12 protein-coding genes are annotated in these 15,725 nt (G+C 68.5%); 7 read left to right on the top strand and 5 right to left on the bottom strand.

The genetic code is table 11. The annotated features are described in order from the left end of the window. Positions 1-2: 2 nt before the first annotated feature. Complete coding sequence (locus GXK59_RS00305) at positions 3-653, top strand: MBL fold metallo-hydrolase (protein ID WP_160663405.1); 651 nt, start codon at positions 3-5, stop codon at positions 651-653. Positions 654-825: 172 nt separating this feature from the next. Here the strand turns inward: GXK59_RS00305 and GXK59_RS00300 are convergent, their stop codons facing one another. The 3 genes from GXK59_RS00300 to GXK59_RS00290 form a co-directional block, all read right to left on the bottom strand. Then, complete coding sequence (locus GXK59_RS00300) at positions 826-2,724, bottom strand: DEAD/DEAH box helicase (RefSeq protein WP_160663403.1); 1,899 nt, start codon at positions 2,722-2,724, stop codon at positions 826-828. A 569-nt stretch (positions 2,725-3,293) separates the two neighbouring features. After that, positions 3,294-4,697 (bottom strand): glycosyltransferase family 39 protein, encoded by a 1,404-nt coding sequence (locus GXK59_RS00295; protein WP_160663401.1) that lies wholly within the window; start codon positions 4,695-4,697, stop codon positions 3,294-3,296. Positions 4,698-4,904: 207 nt separating this feature from the next. After that, positions 4,905-5,219: a hypothetical protein gene (locus GXK59_RS00290; RefSeq protein WP_160663399.1), complete on the bottom strand. Its 315-nt coding sequence runs from the start codon at positions 5,217-5,219 to the stop codon at positions 4,905-4,907. Positions 5,220-5,419: 200 nt separating this feature from the next. Here GXK59_RS00290 and GXK59_RS00285 point away from each other — a divergent pair, with 200 nt between their 5' ends. After that, positions 5,420-6,085 (top strand): SAM-dependent methyltransferase, encoded by a 666-nt coding sequence (locus GXK59_RS00285; protein ID WP_160663397.1) that lies wholly within the window; start codon positions 5,420-5,422, stop codon positions 6,083-6,085. Positions 6,086-6,563: 478 nt separating this feature from the next. Beyond that, positions 6,564-8,045, top strand: coding sequence for an amino acid permease (locus tag GXK59_RS00280; RefSeq protein WP_160663395.1), 1,482 nt, complete (start codon positions 6,564-6,566; stop codon positions 8,043-8,045). Positions 8,046-8,128: 83 nt separating this feature from the next. Here the strand turns inward: GXK59_RS00280 and GXK59_RS00275 are convergent, their stop codons facing one another. Next, the gene (locus GXK59_RS00275; protein ID WP_237393712.1) at positions 8,129-9,568 is read right to left on the bottom strand and encodes an MFS transporter; all 1,440 of its coding nucleotides are present in this window, start codon (positions 9,566-9,568) and stop codon (positions 8,129-8,131) included. Between the two features lie 198 nt (positions 9,569-9,766). Between GXK59_RS00275 and lhgO the strand changes: the two genes are divergently transcribed. Continuing rightward, the gene (gene lhgO, locus GXK59_RS00270; RefSeq protein WP_202129034.1) at positions 9,767-10,972 is read left to right on the top strand and encodes an L-2-hydroxyglutarate oxidase; all 1,206 of its coding nucleotides are present in this window, start codon (positions 9,767-9,769) and stop codon (positions 10,970-10,972) included. A gap of 21 nt (positions 10,973-10,993) precedes the next feature. Here the strand turns inward: lhgO and GXK59_RS00265 are convergent, their stop codons facing one another. Continuing rightward, positions 10,994-12,301, bottom strand: coding sequence for an MFS transporter (locus GXK59_RS00265; RefSeq protein ID WP_237393711.1), 1,308 nt, complete (start codon positions 12,299-12,301; stop codon positions 10,994-10,996). A 96-nt stretch (positions 12,302-12,397) separates the two neighbouring features. Here GXK59_RS00265 and trmB point away from each other — a divergent pair, with 96 nt between their 5' ends. From trmB to GXK59_RS00250, 3 genes are all read left to right on the top strand, one after another. Beyond that, entirely contained in the window at positions 12,398-13,321 is a 924-nt protein-coding gene (gene trmB, locus GXK59_RS00260; RefSeq protein WP_160663389.1) for a tRNA (guanosine(46)-N7)-methyltransferase TrmB, read from the top strand. 128 nt (positions 13,322-13,449) lie between these two features. Next, the gene (locus GXK59_RS00255) at positions 13,450-14,256 is read left to right on the top strand and encodes a DUF1206 domain-containing protein (RefSeq protein ID WP_160668903.1); all 807 of its coding nucleotides are present in this window, start codon (positions 13,450-13,452) and stop codon (positions 14,254-14,256) included. Next, positions 14,256-15,545, top strand: coding sequence for an N-acetylglucosamine-6-phosphate deacetylase (locus GXK59_RS00250; protein WP_160663387.1), 1,290 nt, complete (start codon positions 14,256-14,258; stop codon positions 15,543-15,545). The genes GXK59_RS00255 and GXK59_RS00250 overlap by 1 nt, the downstream gene beginning before the upstream one ends. Positions 15,546-15,725: the final 180 nt, after the last annotated feature.

The following is a 15,725-nucleotide window of genomic DNA, read 5'->3' as shown; positions in this document are numbered from 1 at the left end:
CCATGGACTCGCTCATTCACTCGTTACGTGACATCACCATCCGCCGGATTTCGGTCAGCGAGATGGACAACAACGTGTATCTGCTCACGGCCAAGGCCTCCGGCGCGCAGCTCCTGATCGATGCGGCCGATGATCTGGCCGCCATCCAGGGGCTGCTTGCCGACGCCGCCGCGGATACCTCCGCGACGCCGAAGCTGGCGCTGGTTGCCACCACCCACCAGCACTGGGACCACGTCCGTGCGCTGCCGGCCCTGGTGGCGGCCACCGGGGTGCAGACGGCAGCCGGGACGGATGACGCCCCCGAGCTGCCCGTGCCGGTGGATTTGCTGCTGGATCACGGGGACGTCGGCAACTTCGACGGCTTCGATGTGACGGCGGTACACCTGCGCGGCCATACCCCCGGCTCGATCGCGCTGGTGTACCAGGACCCTGAAGGCCCGGCGCACATCTTCTCGGGGGACTCGCTGTTCCCCGGCGGCGTGGGCAACACCCAGAAGGATCCCGAACGGTTCGCCCAGCTGCTCAGCGATGTCAGCGAGCGGCTGTTCGAGGTATATCCGGACGACACCGTGGTGCACCCGGGCCACGGGAAGCCGACCACCCTTGGCGCGGAACGCCCGCACCTTGAGGAGTGGCGCGCCCGCGGCTGGTAACCGGCGCTGCGGTTTGCGATTCGCGCTGCGCTTCCTGCTTTGCGCTGCAGTTTGCGATTCGCGCTGCGCTTCCTGCCTTACGCTGCGCCCAAGGCCGGTCGCTGCGGGTATACCCGTAGCGACCGGCCCTTCGCGTAGCGCGAGCTATTTTGCGTAGCGAGAACCCGAAGGCTTAGCGGCTGCGGCGTTCGTTCGACGCCGGTGCGGACGCGCGGCGGGGGCCGCCACTGCGTGCCGGCCGGCCTTCGCTGGAGCGGCCATTGCCGCCGCCTGCGTAGGATCCGCCCGAGGTGCCGCCGGTGTTGGAGGACCACACCGCCGAGTTCGCGCCGGTCTTGGCGCCGCCGGTCTTGGCACCGGCAGCTGCACGCTGGCCCGTTGCCGGGCGACCGCCGCGCTGGCCACCGGTTGCGCCACCCGTACGGGGTGCGCCACCGGTGCGGGGTGCGCCGCTGCGGGGAGCCGAAGCGCCCCGGGCGTCGCTGCGCCCTTCTGAGGCGCGTCCGTCTGAACCACGGCCGGCCGAGGCGCGGCCGCCTGCAGCCGGAACATCGTTGCGGTGAGTGCCATACGAGGTTGAGCGTGCGCGGACGCTGCGGCGCTCGGCGCGCTCGGCATCCTGCCGGTCCTCGTTGCGCTCGATGACGCGGTCTGCGGCGTTGCGCGCGGCCGCCTGGCCTTCGTAGGCCACAGCACGGCGCTCGGCGCGGGGAAGATCGGTGCGGGGAGCTTCAGCTCCGACGCGTCCACGTCCGCCACGGCCGCCCCGGCCACCCGCGGTGGGTGCAGCCTGGGTGGTGCGGCGGGCGCGCTTGCGCTCGGCGTTGGCACCGGTGGAGCTGCCGCCGCCCTGGTTGGACTTGGCGGCCAGCAGTGCGGCGCGGGTGCGCGGATCGATCTTGTCGGCCATTTCGCCCACCAGTTTGGCAACCAGCGGTGAGTTGGCAGTGACGCGCTCGAAGTTGACGTCGACGCCGGCAGCCTTCATGAGCTTCTTGACGTCGGACTGCTGCTCCGGCAGGGTCAGCGTGACCACGGTGCCGTCGGAACCGGCGCGGGCGGTGCGGCCCGAGCGGTGCAGGTAAGCCTTGTGCTCCGTGGGCGGATCCACGTGGATGACCAGCTCGACGTCGTCGACGTGGACGCCGCGGGCGGCGACGTCGGTCGCGACCAGGACGCGGACCTCGCCGGAGGAGAACTCGGCCAGGTTGCGGTCACGGGCGTTCTGCGAGAGGTTGCCGTGAAGGTCGACGGCGGGGATGCCGGCGTCCGTCAGGGTCTTGGCAAGCTTGCGGGCGTGGTGCTTGGTGCGCAGGAAGAGCACCCGGCGGCCGGCACCCGAAGCGAGCTCAACGATCAGCTGCTTCTTGACGGTCTGGTCGTTGACGACGAGCACGTGGTGCTCCATCGTGGTGACCGCGGCCTGTGATTCGTCCACAGCGTGGGTCAGCGGGTTGGACAGGTAACGCTGGACGATCTTGTCCACGCCGTTGTCCAGGGTGGCGGAGAACAGCATGCGCTGGCCCTGGCTGGGGGTCATGTCCATGAGCTTCTTGACCACGGGGAGGAAGCCGAGGTCGGCCATGTGGTCGGCCTCGTCCAGGACGGTGATCTCGACACCTTCGAGGGTCAGGACGCGCTGGCGGATCAGGTCCTCAAGGCGGCCCGGGCAGGCGATGACGATGTCGACGCCGGCGCGCAGCGCCTTTTCCTGGCGGGCCTGGGAAATGCCGCCATAGATCACGGTCGTGTTCAGGCCCATGGCCGTGGCCATCGGCTCGATGGTCGCGTTCAGCTGGGTGGCCAGCTCACGGGTCGGCGCGAGGACCAGGCCCATCGGGCGGCCGGGCTTGCGGAAATGCTTGGCTTCCCGCTCAGCGAGTCGTGCTACAAGCGGGATGGCGAAGGCAATGGTCTTGCCGGAGCCGGTGCGGCCGCGGCCCAGGACGTCGCGTCCGGCCAGGGTGTCAGGCAGGGTCTTGACCTGGATGGGGAACGGTTCCACGATCCCCTGTGCGGTGAGGGTGTCAGCGAGGGCCTTGGGCGTGCCAAGGGCAGCAAAAGTAGTCATAAGTTTCAAGGTCTTTCAGGCGGTATCCGTGCGGATATCGGCCCCCGGCGCCGGTTGGCTCAGGGGTTCGCCGAAGAAAAGTCAGGTGATCAACCGGCCAGCTGCTGGAATAGCCGGCGGCCAGGACCAAATAGAACGCGTTCATCGACGCAGGATGTGCCTCTCACATGAAAAAATCCCACTCCCTGAACGGAATCCGGAAGGAATCCAGCAGGGGAACCGGTTGATGAACCGGACCGATCATTCAAGACCAAAGTGGGCATCACTGCACATCAAGTTCCCTTAGTCTATCATCCGGCGGGGCCGGGGCCCGGTACACACCCCTGCGCGCCCGTCGACGGCTCCGGGCCGGAGTCCTACGGACCGCCGATCCGCCCCGGAGGAGCCTGGCCGCAGGAGCCTGGACGGGAGGGTTCGGGATGAGGACGGCGGGATGCGGGTCTGTGCCCACCGATTTCCGGGGAGAAGACCCGGCGGCACTGACCCCCGCCGGGTTCGTTACCGCGATAGCCGGAGGTGCAGCGAAGCGGCGCGGGGGTAGCGCGGGATTGAGCCGGCAGACGGCAGTTTCAGCAGCGGTTAGCGAGGGTGAGCGCTGCAACGTTGAACCGAGACGTCCACGATTCCTGTGCGCAGAAACCGGAAGGCAGCCTGTGGATTTCCCCGGGCCTGGACAGGAGCCACACCCGGGAAAACGAAGCAAGCTGTGCTGGCTCGTTCTGGACAGCGACAACTTTCGGATCGAAGGTACCGACCTCCTGCGCCGGGACCGTCACCAGAGGCTCAGGGAGGCCCACGTCCTGGAGATAGTACATAACCGGGAAGCGCACGCCGTAGTCAGGTGCCACCAAAGCGTCGGAAGGACCGCGCATTGACTTGATGGTGTTTGCCAGCGACTGAGGTTCCCAGAAATGGCCGGACCCACTGCGCACTTGGACCTGAGCCGGAATCATGGCAACAATCAGCCCGGACACCACGACCGCCACGGCCACGCGGCCCGTCGCGCGGACCATAAGCCCGGACAATAGGCCTGCTGCCGGGATGACGATGGCCGGCAAGGTCCACAGCAGGTAACGCGCCGCATAGACAGGGGTGATTAGCGCCGTCGCGACCCACAGGAGCAAGGGCGGCAATATCCACCAGCTTGCGAAAAGGATGACATCAGCCCGGCTGCGCCCCGTTCCAACAGACAGTCGGCGATGCAGGAGTAGCGACGCCGCGGCAAGTAGTGCCACCGGCACATACCACCACGCGCTGTTCAGTCCGACCCACTCGCGGACAGCGGCCAGCGGCGTCGGCACGCCCAGTTGTGCAACCTGCTTGACCTGTGCGGAAACGATGACTGCAACAGCAAGGCTCGGCAGGACGCCCAGTGCCGCCAGGCCGGCCAACCGGAATTCCCTGCGCGAGAGCGCGTAGAGCAGATGGACTCCTGCGACCATGCCGGCAAAAAGGTGCGCCAGCGGGAGCAACAACATGAGGAGGAGGTAGACAGCCGTCAGCCGGCCGGCCGGCCGGTCACAGAGCCTCACAAAAGCCCAGGTAGCAAGCGTGGCGAGCGCCAAGGCCCACGAATACGGACGGATTTCCTGGGCGAAAGCAACCCAGGAAAGGGAGACGACCAGAAGCAACCCCGCCAGCCATCCAGCCTTGGCGTTGAAGAGATAGCGGGCCAGCCCGGCCGTCCCCGCGGCAGCCACCGCGGCACCGGTCGCCGAAGGCAGGCGCATCCACCAGACATCGGTCGAGACCAGCGTCCACACATGTTGAAACGCATAGTACGGACCGAAGTTCATGTCCTGATGGCCCAGGACCCGGGCCAGTGACGTCCATTCCAGCTGAGAGGACCACCAACTGACAGCCTCATCACCCCCGATGTCAGAGCCGCCGATTCCTATCAGCGCCAGGACGAAGGAGACAAGTCCAACTGTGAGAGCTTGGCCAGCCGCACCGGAAATGAGTCGTCTAACCATGGGTCCAGCCTTCGTAAGTTGGGCGGCATGCAACAGTCTGGCCAAGTATTGCGTGCTGGACAAACCCAATGCAAGGAAATGGCACGGGCTAAGGAAGAAACTTTGCAGACGGGAGCACGGACGGCCGCCGGCAGCGTGGTTGCTTCGTTGCCGGGATGATCACGGCGCCGGGCCCCGCCGGATTCGCTACCGTGGCCAGGTCTCCCGTCAGCGCACCAGGCTGGGTGCCTGGAACAGCGGGACGTGCGACGCCGGCCGCCCGGGCTCCGCAGCCAGCGGCGCCGAACCGTGCGTCGCTGCCGAACCGCTCGGGGCCTCCGCGCGCAGGATGAGCAGCGCCTGGGTGTCGATCAGCCGCCGGGTTCCGGTCCGGTCATCCAGGATCCAGAACAGGTCCGTGGCCGCGACGGTCCGGATCACCTCGCCCCGGTGGAAGAGTTTGCCGTTATGCCATGCCTCGATCTGATCCCCCACCGACAGCTCCTCACACGATTGAACCTGCCGCGCATCTTCTGCAGTCATGGCCTGATCCTTCCCCGGATCCGGATTCACCCCAGTGTCATTCCGCTCTCCGGATCCAGACTCCACCACCGAGGTTTCGGGGGCGTTTCCGTGCCGTGATCTTCGTGTGTCAAATTTCCGCCGACTCAATCCACCTGTGTCCCCGGCTGCCTTCCCCTGCCATGATGTGGGAGAGGACCCCACGACCGGCGAGGACAACGATGACAGCGCACGACCACCCCGAGCCCAACAGCAACGCCAGCGCAGCCCACATCTGGGACGAAAAGTACCGCAGCCGGGCCAGGGTCTGGAGCGGCGAGCCGAATCCGCAGCTGATCGCCGAGGCCGCCCCCCTGCCTCCCGGGACGGCCCTGGACCTGGGCTGCGGCGAGGGCGCGGACGCCATCTGGCTCGCCAGCCGCGGCTGGAAAGTGACCGCCGTCGACGTCTCCGCCGTCGCATTGGAACGGGCCGAAGCGCACGCACAGGAACGGGGCCAGGGCGGGAACATCACGTGGGTGCGGCAGGATCTCGCCACCTGGGTGCCCGGGGAACTCTTCGATCTGGTCACGGCCCAGTTCCTGCATTCCACCGTGATGCCATGGCAGCAGGCCCTGCAGTTGGCGGCCGCAGCGGTGCGGACCGGAGGAACGCTGCTGATTGTCGGCCACCACCCCGACGGGCTGCCGCCGTGGGGCCAGCATCACAATCACGCGGCGGAGAGGTTCTACACGGCCGAACAGCTGGCCGCCGAGCTGGGCATTGAGGAGCCTGAGTGGCGGCTCGACGTCGTCGACACCCGGCACCGGAGCGCCACCGGGCCCGACGGCGAGGCCGCCGCCCTGACGGACGCCGTGCTGCGCGCCACCCGCCTCACCGCGCACTGAGTCCGGCGCCGGCAGCGGGCCGGCAGCCCGAAGAAACCCCCGGCGATCCCGCACCTTAGCGGCGACCTCGAGAGTTTCCGGGCCGGGCACCCCCAGAGGTGACAGGGGACACGGGGCGACAGCTGAGGCAAGATTTCTCGACAAATGTCGACCGTGAGGCTGCGGGGCGGGCAATCGCGCGGCCCGGGCAGGGCTGGCAGCGGCCGGCCGGGACCGGTGGCGAAAATTCCCGTCGTCGCGGCGGAGCGGGCCTTCCTCCTGCCTGGCACGACCCTCCTTCAGCACCCCCGGCGAGCCTCCGGACGACCCCCGACGGCGCCGGCCCGGCGTGCTGCAGCGCCGCGGCGGCCCCCGAAACCCGCCCCTACGCTTAATCCACACGACAAAGTGTTACCTCCATCACACTCCCGATGGACCCGTGCGGGCCTCCCGCGGAATGCCCTCCGCCATGGCCCGCCTGTAACAAGGAAGAAGCCTCATGTCTGAACGCACCACCACGGCTGCCCCGACCCTTGCACCAGAGTCCCCCAGCAGCCACGGGCAGGAACCGCATCTCGCCCGCGCCCTCGGCAACCGCCACATCCAGCTGCTGGCCATCGGCGGCGCCATCGGAACCGGCCTGTTCATGGGTTCCGGCAAAACCATTTCCCTGGCCGGGCCGTCCGTCATTTTCGTCTACATGATCATCGGCTCCATGCTGTTCTTCGTCATGAGGGCCATGGGCGAGATCCTGCTCTCCAACCTGAACTACAAGTCCTTCAGCGACTTCGCCGGCGACCTCCTGGGCCCCTGGGCCGGCTTCTTCACGGGCTGGTCCTACTGGTTCTTCTGGGTGGTGACCGGTGTGGCCGACATCGTCGCGATCGCCGGATACGTGGACAAGCTGGCACCCGGCACACCGCTGTGGGTCCCGGCCCTGATCACGCCGGTGGTGCTGATTGTGCTGAACCTCCCCAGCGTCAAGGCGTTCGGCGAAGCGGAATTCTGGTTCGCCATCATCAAGGTGGTGGCCATCCTCGCCCTCATCATCACCGGCATCGTCATGATCGCCACCCACTTCACCTCCCCCAACGGTGCGGTGGCCAGCCTGTCCAACCTCTGGAACGACGGCGGCATGTTCCCGCACGGCATGTTTGGCTTCGTCCTCGGCTTCCAGATCGCCATCTTCGCTTTCGCCGGCATCGAGCTTGTCGGCACGGCAGCCGCTGAAACGAAGGATCCCGAGAAGAACCTGCCACGCGCCATCAACTCCATCCCCGTCCGCGTCCTGCTCTTCTACGTTGGCGCCCTGGTGGTCATCATGGCCGTCAACCCCTGGCACAGCATCGACCCGACCAGCAGCCCGTTCATCGGCATGTTCACACTCGCCGGGCTGGGCATCGCCGCGGTGGTCATCAACCTGGTGGTGCTGACCTCCGCCGCCTCCAGTGCCAACTCCGGCATTTACTCCACCTCCCGCATGGTCTACGGCCTCGCCCAGGACGGCAACGCCCCGAAGGCCTTCGGGAAGCTGAGCCCCCGCAAGGTCCCGCAGAACGCGCTGCTGTTCTCCTGCATCTTCCTGCTGGCCGGGCTGGTCCTGCTCTACGCCGGCGACTCCGTCATCGGCGCCTTCACCATCGTCACCTCAGTGGCGTCCGTGCTGACCATGTTCGTCTGGTCGATGATCCTCATCAGCTACATCGTGTTCCGCCGCCGCAGGCCCGCCCTGCACGCCGCGTCGAAGTTCAAGATGCCGGGCTCAGGCTTCATGCCCTACGTCGTGCTCGCCTTCTTTGGCTTCATGCTGGTGGCACTCGGCCAGGCCGACGACACGCGGCTGGCCCTGCTGGTGACCCCGGCCTGGTTCCTGTTCCTCGGCGGCGCCTGGTACTTCAACCGCCAGTCGCCGCTGCAGCAGGCCCGGATTGCGGAATGGAAGGCCGTCCGCCGCGCCGAGGAGGTACCGGCAGCGGGCTAGGCACCTCCCGTCTCCCGGAAACCCGGGAGGGTGTCCTGTACAAACGAGCTCCGTCCGGATCCACCGGCCGGAGCTCGTTTGTCTTATCGGGCGGCAGCGGCGGCGGACCGGCCCGACGGGCGTCCGGCCACCCGCGGGGCGACCACAACCGCCGCGACGCCGATCACCGTAGTCAGGGCGAAGACCCCGCCGAAGGACGCCGCAGTCGTCGGGAACGCGGCAAAAATGATGCCCGTTGTGGCGAGGGACAGCGCCCCGCCGAGCGAGTCGGAAATGGACATCGCCGAACTGTTGAAGCCCTCGTCTTCCTTGCTGGACAGGGCCAGGGTCATCACGCTCAGCCGCGCATACATCAGCCCCATGCCGCCGCCGGCGAACACCCATGCGGTGATTACGACGGCGGCCGGCCAGCTGAGGACCGTGGTCACCAGCACCAGGGCGACGGCGCCGAGCACGAGGGCCGCACCGATTTGAACCGCTCGGCGGTGATCCAGGCGCGACCCGAGCCGGCCCTGGACCGCGGAGCCCACGGCCCAGGCGACGGCGCCGCCGGTCAGGGTCAGCCCGGCGAGAGTGGGTGAGAAAACGTAGCGCTCCACCAGCAGGTACGGGAGGTAGACCTCGGCGCCGAAGAAGGCGGCCGAGGCCAGCCCGCGGGTGAGAATGACGCTCGGGAGGCCGCGGCGGGCGGTCAGGGTTCCCCGCGGCACCAGCGGGCGGACGGCGATGAGGGCTATAACGACCGCCGCCACGGCCACCATTCCGCCGGCCACCGGTAGCCGGGAGGACAGGTTGAGGCCGAGCACGGCGAGCGCCGCGAGGGCGGCCCACGCCAGCCTGCCGGAGCCCGCGGACTTCCGCGGAGCAGGAGTGGGCATGTCCCCCGGTGCGGCACCAGCCGGGGTTCCGCCGTCGGGCGTGCCGCGCAACCCGCGCAGGGCCGGCACGATCATCAGCAGGGCCGGCACCACCAGCCCCACCACCCCAAGGAACACCCAGTGCCAGCTGGCCAGCTGCGCCACAATGCCGGCAGCGAAGGGGCCCACCAGCGAGGGAATCACCCAGGCTGCGGAAAACGCGGCGAAGATCTTCGGATGCAGCGCGGGCGGATAGACCCGGGCGATCACCACGTACAGTGCCACTGTCATGGCGCCGCCGCCCAGGCCCTGGACCAGCCGGCCGGCCACGAGAGCGGGCATGGTCACGGACGTCCCGGCGATGAGCAGGCCCAGCACAAACATGGCCACGGATGCATACAGCGGCCCCACGGGGCCGCGCCGGTCGGACCAGTTGCCGGCGGCCACCATCCCGATGACGCCCGTGGCGAGCGGTCCGGCGAACGCCAGGGCGTAGAGGGATGCCCCCTCCAACTCGCGGCTGACCAGCGGCATGATGGTGGTGACCGCGAGCGATTCGAAGGCGACCAGGAACACGAGAGCACAGGCGCCCAGGGTGACCAGCAGGTAATCCCGGTGGAAGATGCCGGCTGATTCCAGGCTCGGAGCGGGGGCGGTGCGGGGCAAGTGGCGGCCTGATCGATAGTGATGGACGGACCGCGAGACCCCACCGACGTCGATAGCAGGGACCGGGCGGCGGTTCCTGGCGGATCCGGGATGTTGGCTAAAGGGGAAGCATGCCACAGCAGGCGGCGGGACGCAGCCCCCGGGCATCGGCGGGGTTCTATACTCGCGGGAAGACCGCGGCGAAAAGGACCCCCTGACGTGAGTGAACGCATTGGAATCATTGGTGGCGGGATCGTGGGCATCGCGCTGGCACGCGCCATTGTGCAGCGCGGCCTGGGCGAGGTCACCGTCTTCGAGAAGGAGGACCGGCTGGCCTCGCACCAGACCGGCCACAACTCGGGCGTCGTGCACGCCGGCCTCTACTACGCTGCGGGATCGCTGAAAGCTCAGTTGTGCACCGCGGGACGGACCGCCCTGCGGGACTACTGCCTGCAGAAGAATCTCCCCTACCGGGAAGTCGGCAAGCTGGTGGTGGCCGTCGACGCGTCCGAGCTTCCTGCCCTGGCCGAAATCGAAAAGCGGTCCCGGGCGAACGGTGTGCCTGGCCTCGCCCGGATCAACGACGTCGCGCGGCTGCACGAGCTCGAACCGCACGTCGCCGGCGTGGCCGCGGTCCATTCGCCGCACACCGCCGTCGTCGATTTCGCGGCGATTACCGAGGCGATGGCGCAGGACGTCCGCACGGCCGGCGGCACCGTTCTGCTCGGACGGGAAGTGGTGACAATGGAGGTCGAGGGCGCCACCGTGCGGGTCAGCACACCCGGCTCGGAGCACCGCTTCGACCGTGTGATCGCCTGCGCCGGCCTGCAGTCCGACGTCGTTGCCCGCCTGGTGGGCGCCGACCCCTCGCCGAAAATCCTCCCCTTCCGGGGCGAATACTGGTCGCTCAACCCGGAACGGAACCACCTGGTGCAGGGGATGATCTACCCGGTGCCCGACCCGCGGTTCCCCTTCCTCGGCGTGCACTTCACCCGCGGCGTGTACGACGGCGTGCATGTGGGTCCCAACGCCGTCCCGGCGCTCGCCCGGGAGGGCTACGGCTGGCTCTCCGCCTCGGCGAAGGACACCTGGGAATCCCTGCGGTGGCCGGGGGCAGGTCCGCTGGCGAAAAAACACTGGCGGATGGGTGTGGATGAGATCAGCGCCTCCCTCGTGAAGTCGCTCTACTACCGCAAGGCGCGGCGGTTCATTCCGGAACTCACCATGTCGGATCTGACGGCGAAAACGGCTTCCGGGGTGCGGGCCCAGGCCTGGGGGCGCGACGGGGCGCTGCTGGACGACTTCGCCGTGGACCAGGTGGGGCCGGTGACGCTGCTGCGGAATGCCCCGTCGCCCGCGGCCACCTCGTGCCTGGCCATCGCGGACTACCTCGTCGAGCAATACCTCCAGCGCCGGCGTTCCTGAGCCGTTGCCCCACTAATCTCGTCAACCGCCGATGAAGCGGCTCCGACCGGCCCGGTAGCCAAACACGGCGGCCAGCGATCCGACGGCGAGGAACAGCACACCCGCCGCCGCGAAGGACCCCGTCGCCTGGTGCAGTTGGCCGACCATCAGGGTGCCGGTGGAGCCCACCCCATAGCCCACTCCCTGCATCATGCCTGACAGGTGCGCCGCGGTGTGGCCGTCACGGGTGCGGACCATGATCATGGTGAGCGCGACGGCGGTCAGGCTGCCTTGACCCAATCCCAGCAGCCCGGTCCACAACCAGATCAACTCGAGCGGGCCGAAGATGCTCAGTGCGAAGCCGCCACCGGTCATGAGCGCCACCACGGTGTTGATCGCGCGCTGGTCCCGGAACCGGGTGGCAAGCGCCGGGGCGAACAAGGACCCCAGCATCTGCAGCACGATCGAGACGGAGACGATCACTCCGGCCGTGCCGCCGTCCACCCCGCGTTCGCGCAGGATCGGAGCCAGCCAGGCGAAAACGCTGAAGGACATCATCGCCTGCAGCACCATAAAGATGGTCACCTGCCACGCGACCGCCGAGCGCCACACATTCACGCCGCCGTGCGCGCTCTGGTGCCGGCCGTGGCGCTGCCTGATGGCCAGCGGCAGGAACAGCAGAAGTACGACGCCGGCGGGCAGCGCCCAGAACCACAGCGCTGCGGTCCACTCCCCCGTCGCGCTGAAGACGGGGTAGGTGAAACCGGCGCCAAGGGCCGCTGAGGCGCAGATCGCCGTGGTGTAGAGGCCGCCCATCAGCCCGAGCCGGTGCGGGAAGTCACGCTTCACCAGGCCGGGCAGCAGCACGTTGCACAGCGAGATTGCGGCGCCGCAGGCCGCCGTCCCGGCCAGCAGAGCGGGAAGGTGCCCGGCGGCTCCGGCCTCCAGGGGCCGCAGCAGCAGCCCGGCGGTGAGCACCGCCATGGCGCCCAGCAGCACCCGCTCGGCCCCGAAGCGGCGGGCCAGAACGGGAGCCAGCGGGGCGAAGACCCCCAGCAGCGTCACGGGCACGGTGGTCAGGACGACGACGGCCCAGCCCGGCAGCCCGGCGTCGGCCGTCACTTCCGGCAGTACCGCGGCGAAGCTGGAGAAGACAGTACGGAGGTTCAGGCCGATCAGGACCAGGCACACGCCCAGGTAGGCCAGGGTGCGGCGGCTGCCGACCCGGGTGGGGTCCGCCGCGGGTACGTCGTCGATCTCGGCGTCCACCAGCAAGACCCGACGGTCCCCGGTCTTGAGGCCGCTGACGGTGGAGTCCTGGGGGCTTTTCGGTACAGTCACGGACCCCATTCTGGCAGGCTCGGTGCCGCCCGCGGTGTCAACAGAGCGCTTCCGGCCAATCCTGCCGACCCGGGCCTACACCGGAACTCCACTATTCTGGAAGGGATGAGTGAATCCCCAGAATCCCCCGAGTCGCCGCAGACACCGCGCCCGGTGACCCCCGGCAGCCAGGCCTCCTTCGGCACCTATGGCGGCCGGCCGGTCAGCTTTGTGCGCCGCGGCACCCGCCTGCAGGGGCGCCGGCAGGTGGCGTGGGAGGAACATTCTGACCGATGGGCCGTCGACGTCCCCCGCCACATCGCCAACACCTCCGTACACCCGGACTACGTCTTCGACGCCGAAGCCGAATTCGGCCGCAAGGCCCCCCTGATCGTGGAGATCGGCTCGGGGCTCGGCGATGCCGTGTGCCACGCGGCCGAGGAGAACCCGGACAAGGACTTCCTTGCCGTGGAGGTCTATACGCCGGGACTGGCCAACACGCTGATCAAAATCAACAGCCGCGGCCTCAGCAACGTCCGCGTTGTGGAGGCGAACGCCCCCGAGGTGCTGGCCACCATGCTGCCAGCGGCTTCCGTCACGGAACTGTGGGTCTTCTTCCCGGACCCGTGGCACAAGTCCCGGCACCACAAGCGCCGCCTCATCCAGCCGGCGTTCGCCGAGCTCGCCGCGCGGGCGCTCAAGCCTGGCGGCCTTTGGCGGATCGCGACGGACTGGTCCAACTACGCCGTCCACGTGCGCGAGGTCATGGCCGGCTCCCCCGACTTCGAGAACCTGCACGACGGCGAGCGCAGCGGCGCGGAGAGCCCGCTCACCCAAGTGTGGGAATCCGGCGTCGAGTCCCTCGTGGGCGGGGCCCCCGTCAAGGAGGGCCGCGCACCCGTGAGCACGGAACACACCGGACCCAACGAGGGCATCGATGAGACAGGCGGCTGGGCCCCGCGGTTCGACGGCCGGATCCTGACGAGTTTCGAGAACAAGGCGCACGAGGCGGGCCGGCTCATCTTCGACCTCAGCTACCTGCGCCGCTAGGCCGGTCACTCGACCGTGCTGTTCCCGGCGGCCTCCGCGTGGCACGATTACCGAAGATGCATGAACCGGGCGGAACTCACGTCCGGCAGAACCACCGAGCCAGTTGAGGGACCGCCATCAAGAGAGAACTGAAGGACGCCGCCGACGCGGCCGAAGACATCACCAATTCCCGCCCGCTGGAGCTGGTGGCCCGCGCCGGTTTTGCCGTGAGCGGCATCCTGCACTTCCTCATCGGACTCGTCGCGATCCGGCTCGCCATGGGCGGCGAAGGCGAGGCTGACGTCAGTGGTGCAGTGGAGCAGCTTGGGAGCCAGCCGGCCGGTCCACTGCTGCTGTGGAGCTCTTTCGCCGCCTGCGTCGCCCTCGCGATCTGGCAAACCAGTGATGCCATCTTCGATTTCGAGCACCTGCCGGCGAAAAAGAAACTGGGGAAAAAGGCCAAGGCCGCCCTCCAAGCCGTCGTCTACGCCGGACTCGCCCTCACCCTGTTTTCCTTCGCCAGCGGCGCCGGCAAGGACCACACCAGCTCCACCAGCGACCTCACAGCCTCCGTGCTGAAGGCCCCGGGAGGCTACGCACTCCTGCTCGCCGTCGGCGCGGGCGTCGCAGTCGCCGGAATCGTCTACGCCATCCGCGGCTTCCGGCAGTCCTTCGCCAAGCACCTCCGCCTCCCCGCCTCGCACAAGGCACGGACGGCGGTGACCGTCCTCGGCGTCGTCGGCTACGCCGCCAAAGGCATTGTCCTGCTTCTCGTGGGGCTGCTGGTCATTGTCGCCACGATCAAAGCCCACCCCGAGGAGTCCACCGGGCTCGACGGCGGCCTCAGGGCCCTCCGTGACCAGCCGTTCGGCATGTACATCCTGGCTGCGGTCGGAGCTGGCCTCATTTGTTACGGGATCTTCATGATGGTGCGCGCCAAACTGGCCAAGATGTAATGCCCGACGCGCACCGACCGGACACCCACGAACCCGTCGTCGGCTCCGCCTACATCCTGGCCGGGACACTGATCTCGGACGGCGCTGCCACGGCTGATTCCGTGGTCGCGGTGGCAGACGGAAGAATCGCCTACGCCGGCCCCCGGAGCGGCTTCGACGCGGCCCGCTTCCCCGTTGCGGAGGAACTCAAGCTTCCGCCGGGCAGCTCGATCCTTCCCGGACTCGTCGACCTCCACTGCCACGGCGCGGCAGGCGGCGGCTTTCCCACCGGCGACAGCCACGCGTGCCGCGACGCCGTCAGCTTCCTGCACCGCAACGGAACAACCACACTGCTGGCCAGCCTCGTCACGGCGTCAGGGCAGGAGCTCGTGAGGGGAGTCGGGGTGCTGAGGCAACTCGCGGACGAGGGCCTCATCGCGGGCATCCACTCCGAAGGCCCGTTCCTCGCCCAGGCCCGCTGCGGGGCACAGGACCCGCAATGGCTGCGGGCCCCGGACCCCGATTTGCTCCGCCGGCTGCTGGATGCGGCTGGCGGCACCCTCAAGACCATGACGTATGCCCCCGAGCTGCCGGGCGCCGACGGTCTGGTCAGCATGCTCGCCGCGAATGGCGTCACGCCGTCGCTGGGCCACACCGACGCCGACGCCCAAACCACCGTGGATTCCCTGACCAGCGCGGCCGCGTCCCTGCGCGCCCGCGCCGGAGCCCTGAACGCTACTAACTCCGGTGCTTCCGGGCCCGGAACGGGCCGGCGGCCGACGGTGACACACCTGTTCAACGGGATGCCGCCGCTCCACCACCGAAGTCCCGGCCCTGTGGCGGCATGCCTGCGCCTCGCGGCCCAGGGCACCGTCGCTGTGGAACTCATCGGCGACGGCGTCCATCTGGACCCCGCGACGGTCCGGATGGTCTTCGAGCTGGTCGGCGCCGGCAACGTCGTCCTGGTCACCGATTCCATGGCGGCGACCGGCCTGCCCGACGGCGACTACGCGCTCGGTCCTGCCGCCGTGGTGGTGCGCGACGGCGTGGCGGCACTGAAGAGCAACGGCGCCCTCGCCGGCGGCACGGCCACCCTGCTGGAAGTTGTCCGCCGCACGATCGGGGCCGGGGTCAGCCCTGCCGACGCCGTGAAATCGGCGACCCTGGTCCCGGCCAAGATCCTGGGCCTTGAGGCCGAGATCGGGAGCCTGAAGGCCGGCATGCGGGCCGACATTGTGGCGGTCGACGCAGACTTCGGGCTCGCCGCGGTCCTTCGCGGCGGTCAACCCCTGGCACGCCCCGCCTCCTGAGCCGGGGCTCGACGCCGTCGTGCACGGCTGCCGAACGTCGCTGACCTTCGGCCGCAATCATGGCGCCATGAGGCGGGATGTGGCTCTGTGTGATCGTTTGTTGCAGAACATGTCGTCATTGTTGGGAAATCGAAGATTCTGCAACAAAGTGGATGTTGCCGCCACCCGCAACGGTCGCGG

It is taken from the genome of Pseudarthrobacter sp. ATCC 49987 (assembly GCF_009928425.1).
In the GTDB taxonomy this organism is placed as follows: domain Bacteria; phylum Actinomycetota; class Actinomycetes; order Actinomycetales; family Micrococcaceae; genus Arthrobacter.
The sequence above is the reverse complement of the archived record's forward strand: the minus strand, read 5'-3'. Positions and strand labels throughout refer to the sequence as shown.

Bases quoted from the DNA above. Each gene is read 5' to 3' on its own strand.
- GXK59_RS00295 (WP_160663401.1), bottom strand. From the start codon at position 4,697: ATGGTTAGACGACTCATTTCCGGTGCGGCTGGCCAAGCTCTCACAGTT.
- GXK59_RS00305 (WP_160663405.1), top strand. From the start codon at position 3: ATGGACTCGCTCATTCACTCGTTACGTGACATCACCATCCGCCGGATT.
- GXK59_RS00290 (WP_160663399.1), bottom strand. From the start codon at position 5,219: ATGACTGCAGAAGATGCGCGGCAGGTTCAATCGTGTGAGGAGCTGTCG.
- GXK59_RS00300 (WP_160663403.1), bottom strand. From the start codon at position 2,724: ATGACTACTTTTGCTGCCCTTGGCACGCCCAAGGCCCTCGCTGACACC.
- GXK59_RS00250 (WP_160663387.1), top strand. From the start codon at position 14,256: ATGCCCGACGCGCACCGACCGGACACCCACGAACCCGTCGTCGGCTCC.
- GXK59_RS00285 (WP_160663397.1), top strand. From the start codon at position 5,420: ATGACAGCGCACGACCACCCCGAGCCCAACAGCAACGCCAGCGCAGCC.
- GXK59_RS00265 (WP_237393711.1), bottom strand. From the start codon at position 12,301: ATGGGGTCCGTGACTGTACCGAAAAGCCCCCAGGACTCCACCGTCAGC.
- trmB (WP_160663389.1), top strand. From the start codon at position 12,398: ATGAGTGAATCCCCAGAATCCCCCGAGTCGCCGCAGACACCGCGCCCG.
- GXK59_RS00280 (WP_160663395.1), top strand. From the start codon at position 6,564: ATGTCTGAACGCACCACCACGGCTGCCCCGACCCTTGCACCAGAGTCC.